This window comes from Pseudomonas sp. PIC25 (assembly GCF_002286785.1).
Taxonomy (GTDB): domain Bacteria; phylum Pseudomonadota; class Gammaproteobacteria; order Pseudomonadales; family Pseudomonadaceae; genus Pseudomonas_M.
The window spans coordinates 49,878-73,004 of sequence record NZ_MUJY01000183.1 but is presented as its reverse complement, the minus strand read 5'-3'; the positions used below and the strand labels follow the sequence as shown (position 1 = coordinate 73,004).

The following is a 23,127-nucleotide window of genomic DNA, read 5'->3' as shown; positions in this document are numbered from 1 at the left end:
CGCTATGGGTGATCGGCACGACTATGTCGCCCTGGAGTGGGTCAAGGGCGAAATCGCCGAGACGCTGAAACAGGCGCGTCAGGCTCTGGAGGCGTTCGTCGAGAACCCGCAGGACCCGACACGCATGCGTTTCTGCCTGGCCTATGTGCATCAGGTCCACGGCACCCTGCAGATGGTCGAGTTCTATGGCGCGGCGCTGCTGGCCGAAGAAATGGAACAACTGTCGCAGGCACTGATGGAAGGCCGCGTGGCCAGCCAGGGCGAAGCCCTGGAAGTGCTGATGCAGGCGATCCTGCAGTTGCCGGTCTATCTCGACCGAATCCAGAGCGCCCGTCGTGACCTGACCGTGGTAGTGCTGCCGCTGCTCAACGATCTGCGCGCGGCCCGTGGTGAAAAGCTCCTTTCGGAAACCAGCCTGTTCGCCCCGGATATGTCCGGGCGTTTGCCTGCCTTGCCGGTCGAAGCACTGGCCCGTCTGCGCACGGCCGAGCTGCCTGTCCTGCTGCGTAAGTTGCGGCAGATGCTGCAGATGGCGCTCGTCGGAGTGATTCGGAATCAGGACCTGGCGACCAATCTCGGCTACATGGCTCGGGTTTTCGCCCGTCTGGAAACCCTGTGCAAGGATGCGCCGCTCGGCCCGCTGTGGCAGATCGCTTCCGGCCTGGTCGAAGGCTTGGCCAATGGCAGCGTCGTCAATGGTGCTTCGGTGCGGACCCTCCTGCGCCAAGTCGATCGCGAGCTCAAGCGACTGGTCGAGCAGGGCGCCGACGGTATCAACCAGGCAGCTCCGGACGAACTGACCAAGAACCTGCTTTTCTACATCGCCAAGGCGCCGGCACAGTCGCCTCGGATTGGGGCGCTGAAGGAGCAGTATCGGTTGGATGATGCCTTGCCGGGCAGCGATGTGGTCGATGAGGAGCGGGCCCGCATGGCCGGTCCCGATCGCGATGCCATGCGTTCGGTGGTCACGGCTCTCTGCGAAGAGCTGGTGCGGGTCAAGGACAGCCTCGACCTGTTCGTGCGCAGCGACCGCAAAGGGATCACCGATCTGGATGCCCTGTTGCCACCGCTCAAGCAGATCGCGGATACCCTCGCCGTTCTTGGTTTCGCCCAACCGCGCAAGGTCATTCTCGATCAGATCGACGTCGTTCACAGCCTGTCCCTCGGCCAGCGCGAGCCAACCGATGCGGTGCTGATGGATGTCGCGGGAGCGCTGCTCTATGTCGAAGCCACCCTGGCCGGCATGGTCGGCCCGGCGGAAGAAGCCGGCCGTGAAGAAAGCCACTTGCCGACCACCGATGTGGCGCAGATTCACCAGTTGGTGATCAAGGAGGCGCGCAATGGTCTGGAGCAGGCCAAGGACGCCATCATCGAATTCATCGCCTCGCAGTGGAACCATGAGCATCTGGCCCGGGTACCCGACCTGCTGACCCAGGTCCGTGGCGGGCTGGCCATGATTCCCCTGAATCGCGCGGCCGAACTGCTCAACGCCTGCAACCATTACATCCAGGAGCAGCTCCTGGCGCGCAAGGCGGTCCCGAACTGGCAGAGCCTCGATACCCTGGCCGATGCCATCACCAGCGTCGAGTACTACCTTGAGCGTCTGGCCGAAGACCATGCGACACAGGGCGACCTGATCCTCGATGTCGCGGAAGAAAGCCTGGAAAGCCTCGGCTACCCGCTGAAGCAGAAACCGTCGATTCTGGATGCTGCGGAGCCGGTCGAAGAGGAAGAGCCCCTGGCGCCGTTGGCCGACCCGTTGCAGGACATCGAGGTCCTCGCTGCCGAGGAAAGCGAGCTGGTTCAGGATTTTGAGCCGATGGCTTGGGACGAGCGCCCCGCACTTGACGTTCCGGAAATTTCCGCAGAGCCCGAAACGCCGCGCGAAGAGCTGACTCTGGGTGACGACGCTTTCCTCGCCACGGAAGAGCCCACCGCTACCGAAGGGGAACTGCTGGTTTCCGACGACAACTGGAGCCTGGGCGAGACCGTTCCTCTCGAAGACTCCGAGGTCATCGATTTCAGCCTCGACATGCCGCTCGAAGAGCCGCCGGCTCAGGAAGAAGAGTTGGCGTACCGGCCCACCGAGACGTTCGACCTGGAGCTGGAGACGCTGAGCCTCGAGCCGCAGGACGAAAGCCCGGTCCAGTGGAACGAAGCGGAGTTCGCCGCGCTCGACTTGCCGGAAGTGGAGTTGCCGAGCGCCCCCGAGGAGGCTGAACTGCCTCCGGTTGTCCAGCAGCCGACGCTGTCCATCGCGGACGTCATGGCTGCTCCCGTGCAGGCCATCAACCCCCCGGCACAGGACATTCCGCCGAGCCTGCTGCCTCCGCCGGCCGATGAGGAGCCGGTCGATGAGGACCTGCTGGAGGTTTTCATCGAAGAAGCGGGCGAAGTGCTGGAAACCATCGGTGAGTATCTACCGCGCTGGCGTGCCGACACGAGCGACCGCGAGTCGTTGACCGAGGTACGTCGTGCCTTCCACACCCTGAAGGGTAGTGGCCGCATGGTCCGCGCCCTGGTCATCGGCGAGTTGGCCTGGTCCATCGAGAATCTGCTGAATCGGGTTCTGGATCGTACGATCGAGCCGAGCGACGACGTGCAGCAAGTGGTCGCCGACGTGGTGGCGTTGATGCCGGTGCTGGTCGAAGAGTTCGCGGCCAAGGCCCAGCGTCAACGCGACGACGTGGACCGTCTGGCGGCGAATGCCCATGCGCTGGCCAAGGGGCTTGGCCTCCCAAAAACTGAAGCCCCGGCCTCAGCTCCGGCGGTCGAGCCCGAGGGAGCGACCGTGGCTGCTGCCGGGGCTGGAGATAATGAGGACGAGGCGCTGGACCCGCAGTTGCTGGAGATATTCCGCAACGAGGCGGAGACCCACCTCGATACCTTGAACGCCTTCCTCGCCGAGTGCGACCGGGAGTTGCCGCAGCCGGTGAACGACAGCCTCCAGCGCGCCTTGCACACCCTGAAAGGGAGTGCGCACATGGCTGGTATCCTGCCGATCGCCGAGATCGCCATGCCGCTGGAAAAGCTGGTTAAGGAGTTCAAGACCAACCTGATCCCCATCGACTTGGCCGAGGCCGAGTTGCTGGGCACGGCCGAGACGCTGTTCCGCCGCGGTCTCGATCAGTTGGAAAGCCAGCCCTTGGCGCCCATCGAAGGAGCGGCCGAGTTCCTTGCCCGAGTGCACAAGCTGCATCAGGACCGCCTGGAAGTGGCCGAGAACGCTCGCAAGGGTGAACAAGGCGAGGCCCGCGACCCGCAGCTGATTTCCATTTTCCTCGCCGAGGGCATGGATATTCTTCTCGATGCCGAGGACCTGCTCCATCGCTGGCGGGAACACCCTGCCGAGCGTCAGGAACTGAGTTCTCTGCTTGATGAGCTGACGACCCTCGGTCGCGGTGCTCAGATGGCCGAGTTGCCGCAGATTGATGAGCTCTGCCAAGCGCTGCTGGATATCTATGGTGCGGTCGGCGAAGGCCGTCTGGCGGTCAGCGAGCGCTTCTTCGACGAGGCCGAGCAGGCCCATGAAGCGCTGATTGGCATGATGGACCAAGTTGCCGCTGCCCTCCAGGTCACTGCCCAACCGGAACGTGTCGCTGCCCTGCGCTCGCTTCTCGACGAGGCGCTCGATCCGGCCGCCCTGGCGCTGCTGGAACCGGATGCCATGCCGGGGATGGAGGTACTGGAGCTCGACGAAGAGCAAGCCAGTGAGCTGGAGGAGGCTTGGCCGGTGGCGTCGCAGAGCGACGCACAGCCGGAAGCCGGACTCCAGGCACCCGTCGATCAGGCGCAGACGTTCGAGCCCTTGGAGACCGACGAGCTTGACGAGGAGATGGTCGCCATTTTCCTCGAGGAGGCGGAGGACATCCTGGAAAGCGCTGCCCAAGCACTCGAGCGCTGGTTGGAAGAGCCGGACAATCACAGCGTGTTGTCTTCGCTGCAGCGTGACCTGCATACCCTCAAGGGCGGGGCGAGAATGGCCGAGATTCGCCCGATAGGCGATCTGGCCCACGAGCTGGAGTCTCTTTATGAGGGGCTGGTCGACCGGCGTTTCAGCTATTCCCCCTTGCTGGGCAGCCTATTGCAGCAGAGCCATGATCGTCTGGCCACCTTGCTGGAGCAGTTGCAGGCCCGACGCCCTCTGGGTGATCCGGACGAGTTGCTGATTCAAGCGATTCGTGATTTCCGCCAGGGTGGCGGCCAGTCCTTGTCGGCCGCTTTCGCACTCCCCCAGACTGATTCCGAAGCCGAAGCCGAAGCCGAAGCCGAAGCCGAAGCCGAAGCCGAAGCCGAAGCCGAAGCCGAAGCCGAACCTTCTTTCGATACCGAACTTCCGCCGCCGCTGGACGTGGTGGAGGAGCCCATGGTGGTCGAGCCGGAATTCGAACCCGTATCGGACGCCACCGGACCTGTTCTCGAAAACGAGCCGGAAGCGTTCGAGGCCATCGAGCTGGAGGAGGTGGACGAGCCGACGGAGGCGCTTCCTCCGCTGGAAACCTTGTCCATGGCGGCGCCGGTGGCCGATGAGCCGCGGATTGAAGAACCGGAGCCGGTCGTTTCCTTCGATGAAGAGCGCGATCCCGAGCTGGTGGAAATCTTCCTCGAGGAGGGTTTCGACATCCTCGAAAGTGCCGCCGCCGCCCTGCAGCGCTGGATGGGGGACGTCAATAACAGCCTTGAAGTCGAAGCGTTGCAGCGTGACCTGCACACCCTCAAGGGCGGTGCGCGGATGGCGGAGATCCGTCAGATTGGCGATCTCGCCCATGAGCTGGAATATTTGTACGAAGGCTTGTGCGACGGGCGCCTGCGCGCCAGTCCGGAGCTTTTCGAACTGCTCCAGGCCTGCCACGACCGTCTGGCGGAAATGCTCGAAGCCGTGCGTGATAAACGCCCGGTTCCCGGTGGCGAAGGCCTGATCGAGGCCATCCGGCGGTTCCGTGCCAATCCGAACGAACAACTGAGCACGCCGGCCAGCGTTCACCTGCAGGCAGTGCCCGAACAGCAGCAGGACGAGGTCGCGGAGGCCGATATCCTCGACATCTTCCTGGAAGAGGCGGATGACCTGCTGGAGTCTCTTGAAGAGTCCATCGGCCTGTGGGAGCAGGACCGCACGGACGGGGCGATGCTCGATGACATGCTGCGTGTCCTGCATACCCTCAAGGGCGGAGCCCGGCTGGCCGGACAGAGACGCCTCGGCGACCTGACCCACGATCTGGAACAGCATCTCACCGAGGCGCAACAGCAAGGCGCCCCCTGGCCGGAGAGTTTGTTCGTCGACCTGCAGTCCGGTTTCGAAGGGCTGCAAAAGGAAGTAGACCTGCTACGCCAGCGCCTGGACGAAAGTCTGTCGGAAGGTGCCGTCGAGCCTGTCGAAACGCCTGCTCCTGCACCGACCCCTGCCCTGGTCGATCCGATCGTTGCCGCCAGCTCCTTGCCGGTGGCCCAGCCTTCGGCGGCCAAGGTCCTGCCGTTCGTTCGGCGGGCCCAGGAAGCCGCCATGGAGGCGGCTGCCCGGCGTGCGCCGCAGGAATTGGTCAAGGTACCGGCGGATCTGCTCGAAGGGCTGGTCAACCTGGCCGGCGAGACCTCGATTTTCCGTGGCCGGGTCGAGCAACAGGTCAGCGACGTCGGTTTCACTCTCAGCGAAATGGAAGCCACCATCGAGCGGGTGCGTGACCAATTGCGCCGCCTGGATACCGAGACCCAGGCACAGATTCTCAGTCGCTACCAGGCCGAAGCCGAGCGTGCGGGCTACGAAGAGTTCGACCCGCTGGAAATGGACCGCCATTCGCAATTGCAGCAGCTCTCGCGCGCATTGTTCGAATCCGCTTCCGACTTGCTCGACCTCAAGGAGACCCTGGCCGCGCGGAATCGCGACGCGGAAACGCTGCTGCTGCAACAGGCACGGGTCAATACCGAGCTGCAGGAAGGCCTGATGCGTACCCGCATGGTGCCGTTCGACCGGCTGGTGCCGCGTCTGCGCCGGATCGTCCGTCAGGTCGCCAGCGAACTGGGCAAGCAGGTCGAATTCGTCGTCGGTAACGCCGAGGGCGAGATGGACCGTACCGTGCTGGAGCGCATCGTCGCGCCGTTGGAGCATATGCTGCGCAACGCTGTGGACCACGGCATCGAACCGGCGGAAGTCCGCCGTGCCGCCGGCAAGTCGGAGCAGGGCACGATCCGCCTGAACCTCGGCCGCGAAGGGGGCGACATCGTTCTCACGCTGTCCGACGACGGTGGCGGCATCAAGCTCGAAGCCGTGCGTCGCAAGGCCATCGAGCGTGGCCTGATGGATGCCGAGTCCGACCTGTCGGATCACGAGATCCTGCAGTTCATCCTCGAGGCGGGTTTCTCCACGGCGGAGAAGGTCACCCAGATTTCCGGCCGTGGCGTCGGCATGGACGTGGTGCACTCCGAGGTCAAGCAGCTCGGTGGCTCCATGAGCATCGACTCGACGCCGGGCGAGGGCACCCGTTTCCTCATCCGCCTGCCGTTCACCGTGTCGGTGAACCGTGCGCTGATGGTGTATTCCGGCGAAGATCTGTATGCGATTCCGTTGAACACCATCGAAGGTATCGTGCGGGTCTCGCCTTATGAGTTGGAGGCGTATTACCAGCCCGATGCGCCGCGCTTCGAATATGCCGGCCAAGCCTATGAGCTGCGCTACCTAGGTGAATTGCTGAACAATGGCCAGCAACCCAAGCTGATCGGCCAGAGCCTGCCGCTGCCGGTGATCCTGGTGCGATCCAGCGAGCACGCCGTGGCAGTGCAGGTGGACAGCCTCGCGGGCTCCCGCGAAATCGTGGTGAAGAGCCTCGGTCCGCAATTCGCCGGGGTGCATGGTATTTCCGGTGCGACCATCCTCGGCGACGGCCGGGTCGTGGTGATTCTCGACCTGCTGGCGACCATCCGTAGCCTGCATGCGCATCTCACCCAACTGTTGCCGCGTACTTCCACCCCGTTCCAGTTGCCGTCGGAGGTCGATGTCGAACGCCCGCCGCTGGTCATGGTGGTGGACGACTCGGTTACCGTGCGCAAGGTGACCAGTCGCCTGCTCGAGCGGAACGGGATGAACGTGCTGACCGCCAAGGACGGGGTGGATGCGATCTCGCAACTGCAGGAACAGCGGCCCGACATCATGCTGCTGGACATCGAAATGCCGCGCATGGATGGCTTCGAAGTCGCCACTCTGGTACGCCACGACGAGCGCTTGAAAGACCTGCCGATCATCATGATCACCTCGCGGACCGGCGAGAAGCACCGCGATCGTGCCATGTCCATCGGTGTCAACGAATACCTGGGCAAGCCGTACCAGGAATCCCTGTTGCTCGAAACCATTCAGCGATTGGTCAAGGGACATGACTGAAAAGAGCGCCGCGCGTATCGCGGTCATCGCCGACACTTCTCTGCAGCGCCATGTGCTGCAGCAGGCGCTGACCGGAAGTGGCTATAACGTCGTACTCAATAGTGACCCAGCGCGCCTCGACGAAGAGGCGCTGGCGGCTTGCGAGACCGATCTCTGGCTGGTGGACCTGGCTCAGCTGGAAGATTCTCCACTGGTCGATACCCTGCTCGAAAAAGCCAGCGCTCCGGTGCTGTTCGGCGAAGGTCATGCTCCGGAGCGCCATTCCGAAAACTATCCGCGCTGGGAACGTCGGTTGTTCGGCAAGCTCAAGCGATTGGTCGGCGATCCGTCCCAGGCGGTCGGGCCCAGTCTGCAAGCTTTGTTGACCGAGGCGCAGCGGCCAGCCCGGCTGGAGTTGCCGCAATCACTGGCCTCTACTCCGCTGATCGCTGGTGAGCCGGCCCGTCAGGTCTGGCTGCTCGCCGCGTCCCTCGGCGGACCGGCGGCGGTCAAGGCGTTTCTCGATGCATTGCCGGGCGGTTTGCCGATCGGCTTTATTTACGCGCAGCACATCGACGCTGCTTTCGAAGCCGCCTTGCCCCAGGCGGTCGGGCGACATAGCCAATGGCATGTCTGCATGGCCCGCGACGGCGATGCGGTGCGGTGCGGTGAAGTGATTGTGGCCCCTATCGCCCATGAGTTGGGCTTCCGCGACGACGGGGCGATGCAGATTGCCGAGCAGGGATGGCCGGACCCGTACAGTCCCTCTATCGACCAGATGATGCTCAACCTGGCGCAGCAGTTCGGCGCGAACTGCGGAATCATCGCCTTCAGCGGCATGGGCAGCGACGGTACGGCTGCGGCGGCCTACGTGCGGCGGCAGGGCGGACACATCTGGACCCAGCGGGCCGATAGCTGCGCCTGTTCGAGCATACCGGACAGCCTCCGTGAGGGAGGCTATAGCAGCTTCACCGCCGATCCTCGCGAGTTGGCCGAGGCTCTGGTGAACCATCTGGCGGCGCAGTACGCCTGACCCTGACCGTATCGAGGATTTCATGAGCCAAGCCATCGCCACCCAGAGCACTGCCAAGGAGCTGACCGGTCTCCTGCTGCCGTTGACGGACCGGACCCTGCTCCTGCCCAACGTGGCGGTCGCCGAACTGATTCCCTTCCGGGCTCCCCAGGCCAGCCCTGGGCTGCCGGATTGGTTCCTGGGCCAGGTCGCCTGGCGTGACCTGCGCCTGCCGCTGCTGTCATTCGAGGCGGCCTCCGACGGTCAGGCCGTAATCGGAATGGGCGCTCGCGTGGCCGTGATCAACGCGCTTGGCGGTCGGGCCCACGTGAAGTTCCTGGCTCTGCTGGTGCAAGGTATCCCGCGCTCGATCAAGGTCGATACGCATCTGCTGCAATCCAATGCCCCACTGGCGCCGCTGGAACTGGCGGCAGCCGACCTCGGCGAAGGCATCGTCAAGATCCCAGACCTGATCGGGCTGGAGCAGATGCTCGCCGACGCGGGTTTGATTTGAAGCAGCGACAAACTTCAAGCGCTAAGTAAAGCCCTCAGTCTGATCTGCTTGCTGCTTGTCGCTTAAAAATCTCCCCACAACTGCTGTGCCACGCTCAGAGCCACCACGGGCGCGGTTTCGGTGCGTAATACGCGCGGGCCGAGCCGGGCGGCGTGGAAGCCGGCTGCTTTCGCCTGATCGACTTCCGTTTCGGAGAGCCCACCCTCGGGACCGATGAGGAAGGCCAGCGATGCTGGTTTCGGATGGCTGCTCAGCGGCTCGGCCACCGGATGCAGGACCAGCTTGAGATCGGCTTCGGTCTGACGCAGCCAGTCGCTTAGCAGCAGGGGCGGGTGGATGAGCGGCAGCACCGAACGACCGCATTGCTCGCAGGCACTGATCGCGATCTGCCGCCAGTGAGCCAGGCGTTTGTCGGCGCGCTCGTCCTTCAGGCGTACTTCACAGCGCTCGCTGACCACGGGCGTGATCGCTGCGACGCCCAGCTCGGTGGCTTTCTGGATGGCCCAATCCATTCGTTCGCCGCGCGAGAGGCCCTGGCCGAGGTGCACTCGGAGCAGTGACTCCGCTTGTCCGTCGAACTGCTCTGTGAGTTCGACCCGCACGCTTTTCTTCCCGACCTCGCTTAACTGGCCCAGGAATTCCTGGCCACTGCCATCGAACAGTTGCACCGCATCGCCCACCGCGAGGCGCAGGACACGGCCGATATAGTGAGCCTGGGCCTCGGGCAGCTCATGCTGGCCAAGGGAAAGCGGTTGATCGACAAAGAAGCGGGATAGACGCATAGGGTTGGCTGCAAGCGGTAAGTGAGAAGCGGCAAGCTTAAAGCGTTCCGGCCTCGTCTCGAAGTGCTTGTTGCCTGCCGTGAAGCAGGCTGCCGTTATCCGGGATCGCGGAACCCGGGATAACGGTCGCCCAGCGGAATGCTCACACTGTCGCGCGTAGCGATGTCGATGCCCTCACTCGCCACTTCGGCAAGAAAGTCGATCTGCTCCTCGGTGATCACGTAGGGCGGCAGGAAATACACCACACTCCCCAGGGGGCGGAGCAGGGCACCGCGCGACAGCGCATGCTCGAAGACCTTCAGGCCGCGACGCTCCTGCCAGGGGTAGGGTGTTTTGCTGACCTTGTTCTGGACCATTTCGATGGCGAGCACCATTCCGGTCTGGCGCACTTCGGCCACCTGCGGATGATCGGCCAGGTGCGCTGTGGCCTGGGCCATGCGTGCGGCAAGCCGCCGATTGTTCTCGATCACCCGGTCGCTCTCGAAGATATCCAGGGTTGCCAGGGCCGCCGCACACGCCAGCGGATTGCCGGTATAGCTGTGCGAGTGGAGGAAGGCACGCAGTGTCGAGTAATCGTCGTAGAAGGCCTGGTAGATCCGGTCGGTGGTGAGGCAGGCCGCCAGCGGCAGATAGCCCCCGGTGAGCGCCTTGGACAGGCAAAGGAAGTCGGGGGTGATGCCGGCCTGCTCGCAGGCGAACATCGTGCCGGTGCGGCCAAAGCCGACGGCGATTTCGTCATGGATCAGATGCACACCGTAGCGATCGCAGGCTTCGCGTAGCAGCTTGAGATAGACCGGGTGGTACATGCGCATGCCGCCCGCACCCTGGATCAGCGGCTCGACGATCACGGCCGCGATTTCCCGATGGTGCTCGGCCAGAGCCTGTTCCATGTGGCCGAACATGAGCCGCGAATGGTCTTCCCAGCTCACCCCCTCGGGGCGGTGATAGCAGTCCGGGCTCGGCACCTTGAGCGTATCCAGTAGCAGCGCCTTGTAGGTGTCGGTGAACAGTGCAACGTCTCCTACCGACATCGCGGCCACGGTTTCGCCGTGGTAGCTGTTGCTGAGGGTGACGAAGCGCTTCTTTTCCGGCTTGCCGACGTTGAGCCAGTAGTGGTGGCTCATTTTCAGCGCCACTTCGATGCAGGACGAGCCATTGTCGGCATAGAAGACCCGTTCCAGGCCAGCCGGCGTCATGGCGACCAGCCGCTCGGAGAGTTCGATCACCGGCTGGTGGCTGAAGCCGGCGAGAATGACGTGTTCGAGTTGGTCGACCTGATCCTTGATCCGCTGGTTGATGCGCGGGTTGGCGTGGCCGAACACGTTGACCCACCAGGAGCTGACCGCGTCGAGGTAGCGCTTGCCCTCGAAATCCTCCAGCCAGATGCCCTCGCCGCGGCGGATCGGCACCAGTGGCAGCCGCTCGTGGTCTTTCATCTGAGTACAGGGATGCCAGAGCACGGCGAGGTCGCGCTGCATCCACTCGGCGTTGAGGCCCATGTGGTCGTCTCCTGTAATGATCGGCACAGCCTATCAGATGAGCGGCCGGACGTTTTCGGCACGCCGGCGGATACGTCTGGTTTCGCCGAGGGCGGCTGGGTATGCTGCGCGCCGTCGTTTCAAGCAGGGGATTGCAAGATGTCGTTACGTTGGGCGCACGCGCTGGCGCTGCTGGTGCTTGGATTGGCCGCTGGTTTGGCGCAGGGCAAGGACAAGCAGCCCACGGCGATTGTGGTCGGCGCGGGTTTGTCGGGGCTTTCCGCAGCCTACGAACTGCAGCAGGCCGGTTGGCAGGTGACCCTGCTGGAAGCCAAACCGACCGTCGGCGGGCGCTCCGGGCTGGCGGCTGGCGAGTGGATCGGCAACGCCAAGGCGCAGCCGGTGCTCAACGGTTATCTCGACAGTTTCAGGATCAAGACGCAACCGGCACCCGATTACGTACGCACGCCGGGCTATCTGATCGATGGCCAGTATTTCAGCGCCACTGAGCTGGCCGACAAGCAGCCGACAACCGCTCAGGCCTTGTCGCGTTTCGAAAAGACCCTCGACGAGCTGGCCGCCGCCATTGACGACCCGCTCAATCCGGCGGCGAACAACACGCTGTTCGCTCTCGACCAGATCAACGTGGCGCGCTGGCTGGACAAGCTCGAACTGCCGCCGACCGCGCGTCTTCTGGTCAACCAACGCATTCGTACCCGCTACGATGAACCGTCGCGGCTGTCGCTGCTTTATCTGGCGCAACAAACTCGGGTCTACCGTGGCATCGATGACCGCGACCTGCGTGCGGCACGTCTGCCGGGCGGCAGCCAGGTGCTGGCCCAGGCGTTCGTCAAGAAGCTGAAGACGATCAAGACCAAGGCGCGGGTTTCCGCCATCAGCCAGGACAAGGACGGCGTTACCGTGAAAGTCGGCGCCACCGGCTATCACGCCGACTACGTGGTGCTCGCCGTACCCTTGCGCGCATTGGCGCAGATCCAGTTCAGCCCGGCGCTTTCCGAGCGGCAGCAAGGCGCGCTGAAGAGTACCAACTACGGTTGGCGCGACCAGATGCTGCTGAAGTTCAAGAGTCCGGTCTGGGACAGCAAGGCGCGGATGTCCGGGGAAATCTACAGCGACCAGGGGCTCGGCATGCTCTGGATCGAGCCGGCCCTGAAAGGCGGGGCCAATGTGCTGATCAACCTGTCCGGCGATAACGCGCGGCTGTTGCAGGCGTTCGGCGACCGGCAGATGGTGGATCAGGTGCTGATCCGCCTGCACAAGCACTATCCCAAGGCGCGGGGTGCGTTCAGCGGCTACGAGATCCGCCGCTACAGCACCGATCCGGGAACGGTCGGCGCCTACCTCGCCTATGGTCCGGGCCAGATCAGCCGCTTCTGGCGACTTTGGGAGCAGCCGTTGCAGCGTGTGGCCTTCGCCGGCGAACACACCGATGCGCTGCATCCGGGTACGCTGGAAGGCGCGCTGAGCAGCGGCAAGCGGGCTGCCGCGCAGTTGCAGGATCTGCTGGCCGGCAAGGCCATAGAGCCGGTAAAGGCGGCGGCAATCGCACCGAGACAGCCCGAGCCGGACAAGGCCGAAGAGGCCAAGCCGAAGCCGGGTTTCTTCTCCGGACTGTTCAACTAATCGATGCGCTCCGCCCGCAACGGGTGGATGTGCCGACGGTTGCATCGGTGTGCTCGCCGATGCGCCATCTCGCTCTGTGATGCGCGTCTCGTTGATTGTCGCAGGCGCGCTAACGATCGTATTTCCCGATATTTCAAAGCGAAATTTTCCGCTTTAACTCGATAGATTTATCGCTAGTCTTTCTCAATCGTTTTTCCGGGGAAGACTTCCTGACATGCAATTGCGCAACTCTTCTGCCCGCTACGGGCTGGTCAGTGTCCTGCTGCACTGGCTGGTGGCCGTGGCCGTCTTCGGTCTTTTCGCCCTTGGTTTCTGGATGGTCGGGCTGGACTACTACAGCAGCTGGTACAAGCGTGCTCCTGATATTCACAAGAGCATCGGCATCCTCTTGTTCCTCCTCATGCTGGGGCGCCTGGTCTGGCGTTTCGTGAGCCCGCCGCCGGCCACTCTGCCAGAGCACAATCGGTTGACCCGCCTGGGCGCGAAGCTGGGGCATGGCCTGCTCTACCTGGGGCTATTCGGCGTGATGATTTCCGGCTACCTGATCTCGACGGCGGACGGACGCGGCATCGGTGTCTTCGGCTGGTTCGAAGTGCCGGCGCTGATCAGCGGCCTGCCGGAGCAGGAGGACGTCGCCGGGCTGATCCACAAGTACCTGGCCTGGGGGCTGGTGATCTTCGCGGTCATCCACGCCCTGGCCGCGTTGAAACACCACTTTATCGACCGCGATGCGACGCTGGTGCGGATGTTCGGCCGCTGACCTTTCGCGAAACGAATCGCGGGGGCGTGGGAACGCCTCTGCCTGCTACCCGACCTCACTAGGAGAGTTACCCATGTTGAAGAAAACCCTCGCCGCACTGGCGCTCGGCTCCGCACTGCTGACCGCCGGCCAGGCCATGGCCGCCGATTACGTGATCGACAAGCAGGGCCAGCACGCGTTCGTCAATTTCAAGATCAGCCACCTGGGCTATAGCTGGTTGTACGGCACCTTCAAGGATTTCGACGGCACCTTCAGCTTCGACGAGAAGAATCCGGAAGCGAGCAAGGTGAAGGTGACTATCAACACCGAGAGCGTCGATACCAACCATGCCGAGCGTGACAAGCACCTGCGCAGCGGCGACTTCCTCAACGTCAGCAAGCATCCGACGGCGACATTCGAATCGACTGCGGTGAAGTCCACCGGCACCGGCACTGCCGACATTACCGGCAACCTGACCCTCAACGGCGTGACCAAGCCGGTGGTGATCAAGGCCAAGCTGGTCGGCCAGGGTGACGATCCGTGGGGCGGCTACCGTGCCGGTTTCGAGGGCTCCACCACCCTCAAGCTGAAGGACTTCGACATTCAGAAGGACCTCGGCCCGGCTTCCCAGGAGGTGGAGTTGATTCTCTCGGTGGAAGGTGTGCGCCAATAAGAGCCAAGCGTAACGCGGAACGAAAAACGCCGACCTCGAGGTCGGCGTTTTTCGTTTAGGCCCAGCGGTATCAGCTATCCCGGTTACGGGTCAGCAGGGCCGGTTTTTCACCGCGTGGACGGCTCGGCAACTGCTCCAACTGCTCCAGCGTAGGCAGGCGCTCACCTCGGGACTTGTGCAGGATGCGCGGCTGGGTCTCGCGCTGCGGCCGAGCCTCGGACGGTTCGCGCAACGGCGATTCGCTGCGCAGGCTGTCTTCGCGACGGACCTGGCCACCCCGGCCCTTGCGACGGCCTTGGCCGGCCTTGGCCTGGCCTTGCCCCTGGCCATTGTTGCTACGGCCCTGAGCCGGCCCTTGCGATTGTCCACGAGGGCCCTGGCTACGACCCTGGCTGCCACCCTGCGGCTGGCCCTGGCCAGCACCACGGCGGCCGCGGCCTTGCTGCTTCTGGTACGGGCTGACGTAATCGACCCGGTTGCCGAAGTTGTCGACTTCGTCGTCGAGGAATTCTTCGGGATCGCGGTCCGGAGGTAGCGCGGGGATGGGCGCACGCGTGGCCTTGGCGGGCTGCTGCTGATCCTGGCGCGGGCCCTTCGGCTTGGCCTTGTTGCGTTCCTTGCCCTTGTCCTTGCGACCGCTCCCGGCCTTGCGCTCGCCGGCCGGCTGTTGGTTGCGCGGCGGGCGCGGCTCCTGGCGCTCGCGGGTTTCCGGGCGCTCGGCCTCGACGGAGGCCGGATCGAAGCCCATGGTGTCGCCGTCCGGAATCTTCTGCTTAGTCATCCGTTCGATGCTCTTCAGCAGCTTCTCTTCATCCGGAGCCACCAGCGAGATGGCTTCGCCGCTGCGGCCGGCTCGGCCGGTACGGCCGATGCGGTGCACATAGTCTTCCTCGACGTTGGGCAGCTCGAAGTTGACCACATGGGGCAACTGGTCGATGTCCAGACCACGGGCGGCAATATCGGTGGCCACCAGAATGCGCACCTGGTTGGCCTTGAAGTCGGCCAGGGCCTTGGTGCGGGCGTTCTGGCTCTTGTTGCCATGGATCGCCAGCGCCGGCAGGCCATGCTTGTCGAGGTACTCGGCCAGGCGGTTGGCACCATGCTTGGTGCGGGTGAACACCAGGACCTGTTCCCAGGCGCCCTGGGTGATCAGATGGGCCAGCAGGGCACGTTTGTGGCTGGCGGCCACGCGGAACACGCGCTGCTCGATGCGCTCCACCGTGGTGTTCGGCGGGGTGACTTCGATGCGCTCGGGGTTGTGCAGGAGCTTGCTGGCGAGGTCGGTGATGTCTTTCGAGAAGGTCGCCGAGAACAGCAGGTTCTGGCGCTTGGACGGCAGCTTGGCGAGGACCTTCTTCACATCGTGGATGAAGCCCATGTCGAGCATGCGGTCGGCTTCGTCGAGCACCAGAATTTCCACGTGGGACAGATCGACGCTGCCCTGGCCGACCAGGTCGAGCAGACGACCGGGGCAGGCCACCAGGACGTCGACGCCCTTGGCCAGCGCCTGGACCTGCGGGTTCATGCCGACGCCGCCGAAGATGCAGGCGCTGACGAATTTCAGGTCGCGGGCGTAAATCTTGAAGCTGTCATGTACCTGGGCCGCCAGTTCGCGGGTCGGCGTCAGGACCAGCACGCGCGGCTGGCGCGGGCCGTGGCGGTGTTCGCGGTCGGGATGGCCGCCGGGGAACAGGCGTTCGAGGATGGGCAGAGCGAAGCCTGCGGTTTTGCCCGTACCCGTCTGGGCGGCCACCATCAGGTCGCGGCCTTGCAACACGGCGGGAATGGCCCGCTGTTGCACTGGGGTGGGCTCTTTGTAGCCGGCTGCCTCGATGGCACGGACTAAAGCCTCGGAGAGACCGAGGGAAGCAAAGGACATGAGAAATCCTGTTCAGTTCTAGGGCGATGCCCGATGGGGTGATCTGCCTGGCTTGAATCGCAACTGGCGTGCGATCCCGTCCGGTCCTGCGGGGCCACTCGGGCCGCGCATCCGGGCGTAAGCCTGGCGGGAAGCGCCGAGTATAACAGAGCCTGCGGGCGATGCTGCGTTCCTCTTGCTGAACGGTTGTCGCGGTGCGCCGGGGTGTGATCGGCCGAACACTCGCCTTGCCGTTCTTCCGGTATCTGCTTCACGGGTTGCGCAGGAACACCACGTAGCCACGGAACCAGGGCGAGCGGGTGAGGTAGTCCGGCGCCCGCCACTCGCCCTGCTGCACCAGCCCGATCTTGAACGGCAGGCCCAAACGGCTGACCCGCGGCAGGTAGGCCTGATAGTCGGTAATGGTCGAAAGGCCCTGGTACGTCTGGACCACCACCTCGTCGACGATGCCCTTCAACTGGCCGATGGCTGCCGGGTCGGCATTGCTGCTCCAGTCCAGCAGCCCGGTGATGCTCAGGCGGTATTCGTCCGGCAGGCGGCGGCGCAGGTCGCGGAGGAAATCCACATATTCATGGAGGTGCAGCGTGCGGGCGTCGAAGTCGATCTGTACACCGACCACCCGGTGTCCGGCGCGCTGCCAGCGGCGCAATTGCGCGAGCAGGGTGTCGTGGACGTGCGCCGGCCAGCGCAGGGTGTGCGCGCGATAGGCCAGCCAGACCTCGCTGCGGCCCGGCTTGGGAATGGCCACGCCCTGAGCGGCGAAGCGAACTTCGGGGCGTGCACTGCGGCGTGTGGCGCTGATCTGGCCTTGCAGGATGTACAGGGTCCTGGCCTGGCCCAGGACGGGCTGAGGGCGGACGCCGCCCCACAGCCAGAAGGCATCGTAGTCGCTGGCCTCCACGGCAGCGTTCGCCGGGCCGGAAGGCCACGGAGCGGCCAGGAAAGCCAGCAGAATACGGGCGGCCAGGGTTCGCGCGAGCCGCCCCATGCGCTACCAGTAGTACTTCAGCGTCTGTGCCCAGGTGGTTTGGGCATAGCGGTTCTTCAGGGTCTGGAACCACTGCTTGCGCTGGCTCTGTGGAATGTCCTGCGGGCCGCAGCCGTTGTAGCCGCTCGGCGCGTAGCAGTTGATCGCCCGGTACAGCGCATAGGCCTTGTCCTCGGTGGAAGCCTTGGCATCGGCAACCACCTGCAGATAACCGTCCAGCCGCGAATAGACCGGGCCGGGGAACAGCGGCTCACTGCCGCCGAGGACCTGTTCGTCGGGCTGGCGGTCCAGCGCAAAGCCGTCCAGGCCATTGCGCAGGATGAATTCGCCCAGGCAGTTCAAGCCTTTCGGGTCCTGTGCGTTCGCCTGTAGCGCCTGGGCTGTCTCTGCGAGGGGCGGACACTGATAGCCCGAGGTATCGCCGCCAGCCCAGCGGAACAGTGCCAGGTTGCGCAGGCTGTCGACGTTGGCGGCGGGCTGCTCCGACGTTGTCTTCGGCAGCAGTGCCAGGTCGGTGGAGAAATCGCCGTAATGGCCGCGGAGCAAGTCCTTGTAGAGCAGGGCGAACAGCGCCGTTTCCCGTTCTTCATTCGGAACTCCGCCCGCCTGGGCCTGCTTGCGCAGCAGGTCAGGGCCGGCGACATGGCGCAACAGGATTTCCCGGACACGGGGAGTACGGATGGGCGAGCCGTCGGCGAACACCGCGTCCAGTTGGCCGCTGCGCTCGTAGTTCATGGCCAGGGCCAGTTCCAGTTGGGCGCGCTGCAAGGGGCGCTGGGCCAGGGGCAGCAGGTCCAGCCAAAGCTTGGCCGCCTGCTGCCGGTCGCCTTTGGCCTCCAGGGCCAGGCCACGCAGGGTCTGCTGACTGAAGGTCAGGTAGTCCAGCGGCGTCGTCGGGAGTGTGCTGGGCAGGCTTTCCAGGGTTTTCTCCGGGGAGCCTTCGACGAAGAAGTGGTAGGCGCTCAGCAGATAGGCATGCAGCGCCGGATGTTGTTGGAACGACCCGCGCTGGGCCTGGAGGGCCTCCAGGCCGAGGGCACCAGGCGCGTCGGTACGCAATTTCATCAGGTCGAGCGTGGCCAGCAGCAGGGGGCTGTCGACCGCATCGGGAGTGGTGACGGTGAGCAGTTTGTTATCCACTTCCTGCAGCAGGGCCACCTGCTGATCCGGGTTCTGTTGCGCATTCGCTTCGGCGAACAGCCGGGCGTATTCGTCGGCCAGCTTGCGTGGGTCCTGCATCAGCCAGTAGAGCCGGCGGCGCAGGCCGTTCGCGGAAAGGGCGTAGCGGCCCTCCGGGTAGGCGGCGAGATACGCCTCGAAGGCGGTTCGCGCGGTCTGCAGAGCATCGTGGTCGACGTTCTCCATCTGCGGGTAGCCCCACTCGTCGAAGGCGTTGCGCTGGGCGGCGTTCAATTGGGTGCGCCCGGTCATGTAGCGGGCGGTTTCGCGCAGCCAGTCGTCCTCGCTGTCGACAAGCGCCTCGAAGTCCTGCCGGGCCGTGTCGAAGTCACCGGTATAGAAAGCCGTGGCGCCGGTAAGGTAGCGGGCGAACTGCTGGCCGAGCGGCGTCTCGATACCCGTCGGGGTGAGTGCGTCCTCCGAGCCCTCTTCCAGATGCAACTGGAGCATGCGCAGACGGACGCGGGCCAGCTCCTGGCGCTCGGCGTCGGGCAGGTCGGCTTCGAGCAGCCGGGTCAGGAATAGCCGGGCGGTGTCGCGGTTGTTACTGCGTCCACGTCCACCTTCACCCTCGGCATAACTGTCCTCGTCGCCCAGGCTCAGGCTGGCGACGTCGCCGCCGATGCGTTGCAGCAGATCGTCTGCCGGCTCGGGGGCGGTGGACGTGGAGGCTGCCGCTTCGACGGGCGTGCTGGGCTCGTGGAGCATGGCCAGGTTGAAGGGCACCGGGCCGTAGCCGAGCGTGCGGTCGTACTCCGAAACCGGGTATTCCGGCAGCGAGGCCTGGCCGGCATCGGTCAGCAGCAAGCGCAGGTTCACCTGGCTGTCGTTGCCCGGGCTGAGGAAGGGCAGGTTGCTGCAGGCATCCAGTTGGTGGTGGATGAGCGACCATTCCGGGTAACAGCCGTCATCGCTGCTGGCCTGGGCGAAGGGAGCGGCGAATCCGCCGAAAAGCAGGGCGATGAGGGAAAGGCGGTGCTGTTTCATGGCTCGTCCTTGAGTGGCAGCGGCCGCGCTCGCGGCCGCTGCGTCCGTCAGCGGGGCAGTTTGAGGTTGTTCCAGATGGCGAGGCTGGGTTCGGCCTGGTTCAAAGTGTAGAAGTGCAGACCCGGCGCGCCACCTTGCAGCAACCGTTCGCACATCTCGGTGATCACCTGCTCGCCGAACGCCTGGATGCTGTCGATGTCATCGCCGTAGGCTTCCAATTGCTTGCGTACCCAGCGCGGGATTTCCGCACCGCAGGCATCGGAGAAACGCGCCAGCTTGCTGTAGTTGGTGATCGGCATGATGCCGGGCACCACCGGGATGTCCACGCCCATCTTGCCCACGCGCTCGACGAAGTAGAAATAGCTGTCGGCGTTGAAGAAGTACTGGGTGATGGCGCTGCTGGCGCCGGCCTTGGCTTTGCGCACGAAGTTGGCCAGGTCGGATTCGAAATTGCGCGCCTGCGGATGGACTTCCGGGTAGGCGGCCACTTCAATGTGGAAGTGTTCGCCGGTTTCGGCGCGGATGAACTCGACCAGTTCGTTGGCATAGCGCAGCTCGCCGCTGGCCATGCCCATGCCGGACGGCAGGTCGCCGCGCAAGGCGACGATGCGCTTGATCCCGGCATCCTTGTAGCGCGCCAGCAGCTCGCGCAGCTCGGCCTTGGAGTCGCCGACGCAGGACAGGTGCGGCGCGGTAGGCACCTTCACTTCGCTGTCCAGCTGCAGCACGGTGTTCAGGGTACGGTCGCGGGTCGAGCCGCCAGCCCCATAGGTGCAGGAAAAGAAATCGGGGTTATAGCCAGCCAGCAGGCGCGCGGTGGCCAGCAGTTTTTCGTGTCCGGCTTCGGTCTTGGCAGGGAAGAACTCGAAGCTGTAACGGCGTTCTTGCGACATGGAGAAGGTTCCCTTCTCAGCGGCAAGCTTCAAGTCTCAAGCGGCAAGTGGATTCGCTCCCTCTTGCAGCTTGCGGCCCGTAGCTTGGGGCTGTGGTTAGTAACGGTAGCTATCCGGCTTGAACGGGCCTTCCTGGGTCACGCCTATGTACTCGGCCTGCTGGGCGGTCAGGCGAGTGACCACGCCGCCGAAGCCTTTCACCATTTCCAGGGCGACTTCTTCGTCGAGCTTTTTCGGCAGCACTTCCACACGGATCTGCGCCGGCTTGCCGCTGGCCGGCAGGTCGGCGAACTTCGCGCCGTACAGGTGGATTTGCGCCAGTACCTGGTTGGCAAAGGAACCGTCCATGATCCGGCTCGGGTGGCCGGTGGCGTTGCCCAGGTTCACCAGGCGGCCTTCGGCGAGCAGGATCAGGTAGTCGTCGTTGTGCGGATCGAAGCCGTCCGCGCCGGTGCGATGGACCTTGTGCACCTGCGGCTTCACTTCTTCCCAGGCCCAGGCCTTGCGCATGAAGGCGGTGTCGATCTCGTTGTCGAAATGACCGATGTTGCAGACCACGGCGCGCTTCTTCAGCGCCTTGAGCATATTGGCGTCGCAGACGTTGACGTTGCCGGTGGTGGTGACGATCAGATCGATCTTGCCCAGCAGGTCGCGGTCGATGCTGGCTTCGGTGCCGTCGTTGAGGCCGTTCTTGTACGGCGAGACGACTTCGAAGCCGTCCATGCAAGCCTGCATGGCGCAGATCGGGTCGACTTCGGAGACTTTGACGATCATGCCTTCCTGGCGCAGCGACTGTGCCGAGCCCTTGCCCACGTCGCCGTAGCCGATGACCAGCGCCTGCTTGCCGGACAGCAGGTGGTCGGTGGCGCGCTTGATGGCGTCGTTGAGGCTGTGGCGGCAGCCATACTTGTTGTCGTTCTTGCTCTTGGTCACCGAGTCGTTGACGTTGATCGCCGGGACTTTCAGGGTGCCGGCCTTGAGCATGTCGAGCAGACGGTGCACGCCGGTGGTGGTTTCCTCGGTGATGCCGTGGATGCGGTCGAGCATCTGCGGGTACTTCTGGTGCAGGATCGCGGTCAGGTCGCCGCCGTCGTCAAGCACCATGTTGGCGTCCCAGGGCTGGTCGTCCTTGAGGATGGTCTGCTCGATGCACCACTCGTATTCCTGCTCGGTCTCGCCTTTCCAGGCGAACACCGGAATGCCGGCGGCGGCGATGGCGGCGGCGGCCTGGTCCTGGGTCGAGAAGATGTTGCAGGACGACCAGCGCACCTCGGCGCCCAGGGCGACCAGGGTTTCGATCAGCACGGCGGTCTGGATGGTCATGTGGATGCAGCCGAGGATTTTCGCGCCCTTGAGCGGTTGTTCGGCGGCGTATTTGCGGCGCAGGCCCATCAGGGCAGGCATTTCCGATTCGGCGATGATGATTTCGCGGCGGCCCCAGGGAGCCAGGGAAATGTCGGCGACCTTGTAGTCGGTGAAACCGGCAGGCGTCAGTACAGCGCTCATGAAAGAGTCTCCATTCGTGATGTGCGAATGGGCGCCGTTGATGCGTTTGGCAACGCCCCAACCGAGCCTGACAGGACGAAGGCACGCGCGATGCGGTGGCTCCGGGTCTCTGCTGCAGCGCCCCTCGGATGGGTGGCGGGACGGCCGAGCGGAGTCGGCCGTGTGAAGCCCGGCGATTATAGCCGGGCGCGTGGCTATCCCCAAGCGTTGCGGACGAGCTGCGCGTCAGTGTGTGCGCGGTTCGCTGCCGCAGAGGTTGCGCACCAGCCGGCCGATGCTCAGGCCCTGCACCAGGATCGAGAAGAGCACGATGATGTAGGTGATGTTCAGCAGCAGGTTGCGCTCCTCGCCGGCCGGCAGGGCCAGGGCGAGGGCCACCGAGATGCCGCCGCGCAATCCTCCCCAGGTGAGCAGGCGGATGGTTCCGCGCGGTACGTCGCCGCGCAGGCGGATCAGCGAAAAGGGCAAGCCGATGGTCAGCAGACGGATGATCAGGATCGATAGCATCAGGGTTGCGCCGATCGCCAGGTAGAGCCAGGTGAAGGGCAACAGCAGCAGCTCCATGCCGATCAGCACGAACAGCACCGCGTTGAGGATTTCGTCGATCAGCTCCCAGAAATTGTCGACGTTTTCCCGCGTCTTGTCGGACATGGCGTGGAGCCGGCCCTGATTGCCGATGATCAGGCCGGCCACCACCATGGCGATGGGGCCCGACAGGTGCAGGTAGGTCGCCAGGGTATAGCCGCCAATGACCAGGGCGAGGGTCAGCAGGACTTCCACCTGGTACTGGTCGATGCTTTTCAGCATGCGATAGACGATCCAGCCGAGCAGGGCGCCGAACAGCATGCCGCCGATGGCTTCTTCGATGAATAGCCAGCCGATCTCCCCGGCGCTGGGAATCTCGCCGGCGGCGAGGATGCCCAGCAGCACGGTGAACACCACCACGGCGACACCGTCGTTGAACAGCGATTCGCCGACGATGGTGATCTCCAGCGGCTTGGGTGCGCCCGCCGAACGCATGATGCCGAGTACGGCGATGGGGTCGGTGGGCGAGATCAGCGCACCGAACAGCAGACAGTAGATCCAGGAGACCTGGAAGCCGAAGAGCTGGAAGACGCCGTAGGCGCAGGCGCCGATCAGGGCGGTGGACACCAGCACGCCCAGGGTTGCCAGCGAGCCAATAGCCCAGCGCCGCTCGCGCAGGTCGGAAAGGTTGATGTGCAGGGCGCCAGCGAACAGCAGCAAGGAAAGCATGCCGTTCATCAGCAGGTCGTTGAAGTCGATGCGGTTCATCATCGTCTCGATGCTGTCCTCCAGCGCCGAGTGGCCTAGCGCGCTCAACCCCTGGAGCAGGAGCGAGAAGCCCAGGGCGATGGCCATGACGCCGATGGTCGGCGGGAAACCGACGAAGCGGTGGTTCAGGTAGGCCAGCGCGGCGGTGAGGCTGATGAAGACGGCGGCGATTTCGAGCATGCGATCAATCCCTTGGCTGAGGTCGATGGACG

General features: G+C 64.3%; 14 protein-coding genes and 1 riboswitch. Of the genes, 6 read left to right on the top strand and 8 right to left on the bottom strand.

The features are described 5' to 3' along the window. The first annotated feature begins 4 nt into the window (after positions 1-4). Genes BZL41_RS25030 through BZL41_RS25020 form a run of 3 tightly spaced genes read left to right on the top strand, consistent with a single transcriptional unit; the run spans position 5 to position 8,874 of the window. Positions 5-7,369, top strand: coding sequence for an Hpt domain-containing protein (locus tag BZL41_RS25030; protein ID WP_095601771.1), 7,365 nt, complete (start codon positions 5-7; stop codon positions 7,367-7,369). Then, positions 7,362-8,381, top strand: coding sequence for a chemotaxis protein CheB (locus BZL41_RS25025; protein ID WP_095601770.1), 1,020 nt, complete (start codon positions 7,362-7,364; stop codon positions 8,379-8,381). The genes BZL41_RS25030 and BZL41_RS25025 overlap by 8 nt, the downstream gene beginning before the upstream one ends. A 22-nt stretch (positions 8,382-8,403) precedes the next feature. Further along, entirely contained in the window at positions 8,404-8,874 is a 471-nt protein-coding gene (locus BZL41_RS25020) for a chemotaxis protein CheW (protein ID WP_095601769.1), read from the top strand. Between the two features lie 62 nt (positions 8,875-8,936). On the opposite strand, the gene BZL41_RS25015 is transcribed toward BZL41_RS25020, so the two are convergent. After that, positions 8,937-9,656, bottom strand: a complete 720-nt coding sequence (locus tag BZL41_RS25015) for a 16S rRNA (uracil(1498)-N(3))-methyltransferase (RefSeq protein ID WP_095601768.1) — start codon at positions 9,654-9,656, stop codon at positions 8,937-8,939. A gap of 95 nt (positions 9,657-9,751) precedes the next feature. Then, positions 9,752-11,155, bottom strand: coding sequence for an adenosylmethionine--8-amino-7-oxononanoate transaminase (locus BZL41_RS25010; RefSeq protein WP_095601767.1), 1,404 nt, complete (start codon positions 11,153-11,155; stop codon positions 9,752-9,754). 138 nt (positions 11,156-11,293) lie between these two features. Between BZL41_RS25010 and BZL41_RS25005 the strand changes: the two genes are divergently transcribed. The 3 genes from BZL41_RS25005 to BZL41_RS24995 all read left to right on the top strand — a co-directional run bounded on the left by BZL41_RS25005 (position 11,294) and on the right by BZL41_RS24995 (position 14,190). After that, a complete protein-coding gene (locus BZL41_RS25005; RefSeq protein WP_095601766.1) occupies positions 11,294-12,778 on the top strand; it encodes a flavin monoamine oxidase family protein in 1,485 nt (494 codons plus the stop codon). A gap of 214 nt (positions 12,779-12,992) precedes the next feature. Next, positions 12,993-13,538 carry a cytochrome b gene (locus BZL41_RS25000; RefSeq protein ID WP_095601765.1) on the top strand — a complete coding sequence of 182 codons (546 nt, stop codon included), beginning with the start codon at positions 12,993-12,995 and terminating at the stop codon, positions 13,536-13,538. Between the two features lie 73 nt (positions 13,539-13,611). Then, positions 13,612-14,190: a YceI family protein gene (locus BZL41_RS24995; protein ID WP_095601764.1), complete on the top strand. Its 579-nt coding sequence runs from the start codon at positions 13,612-13,614 to the stop codon at positions 14,188-14,190. Between the two features lie 70 nt (positions 14,191-14,260). On the opposite strand, the gene BZL41_RS24990 is transcribed toward BZL41_RS24995, so the two are convergent. The 6 genes from BZL41_RS24990 to BZL41_RS24965 form a co-directional block, all read right to left on the bottom strand. Beyond that, complete coding sequence (locus BZL41_RS24990; RefSeq protein WP_168191067.1) at positions 14,261-16,069, bottom strand: DEAD/DEAH box helicase; 1,809 nt, start codon at positions 16,067-16,069, stop codon at positions 14,261-14,263. Between the two features lie 250 nt (positions 16,070-16,319). After that, on the bottom strand, positions 16,320-17,057 hold the full coding sequence (locus BZL41_RS24985) for a DUF3142 domain-containing protein (RefSeq protein ID WP_095601763.1): 738 nt from the start codon (positions 17,055-17,057) through the stop codon (positions 16,320-16,322). 3 nt (positions 17,058-17,060) lie between these two features. Further along, positions 17,061-19,223 carry an outer membrane assembly lipoprotein YfiO gene (locus BZL41_RS24980; protein WP_095601762.1) on the bottom strand — a complete coding sequence of 721 codons (2,163 nt, stop codon included), beginning with the start codon at positions 19,221-19,223 and terminating at the stop codon, positions 17,061-17,063. 47 nt (positions 19,224-19,270) lie between these two features. Further along, entirely contained in the window at positions 19,271-20,116 is an 846-nt protein-coding gene (metF, locus tag BZL41_RS24975; RefSeq protein WP_095601761.1) for a methylenetetrahydrofolate reductase [NAD(P)H], read from the bottom strand. Between the two features lie 96 nt (positions 20,117-20,212). Beyond that, complete coding sequence (ahcY, locus tag BZL41_RS24970; protein ID WP_095601760.1) at positions 20,213-21,622, bottom strand: adenosylhomocysteinase; 1,410 nt, start codon at positions 21,620-21,622, stop codon at positions 20,213-20,215. A 22-nt stretch (positions 21,623-21,644) separates the two neighbouring features. Next, positions 21,645-21,754: riboswitch (S-adenosyl-L-homocysteine riboswitch) on the bottom strand. Between the two features lie 93 nt (positions 21,755-21,847). Beyond that, a complete protein-coding gene (locus BZL41_RS24965; RefSeq protein ID WP_095601759.1) occupies positions 21,848-23,095 on the bottom strand; it encodes a sodium:proton antiporter in 1,248 nt (415 codons plus the stop codon). Positions 23,096-23,127 lie beyond the last annotated feature (32 nt).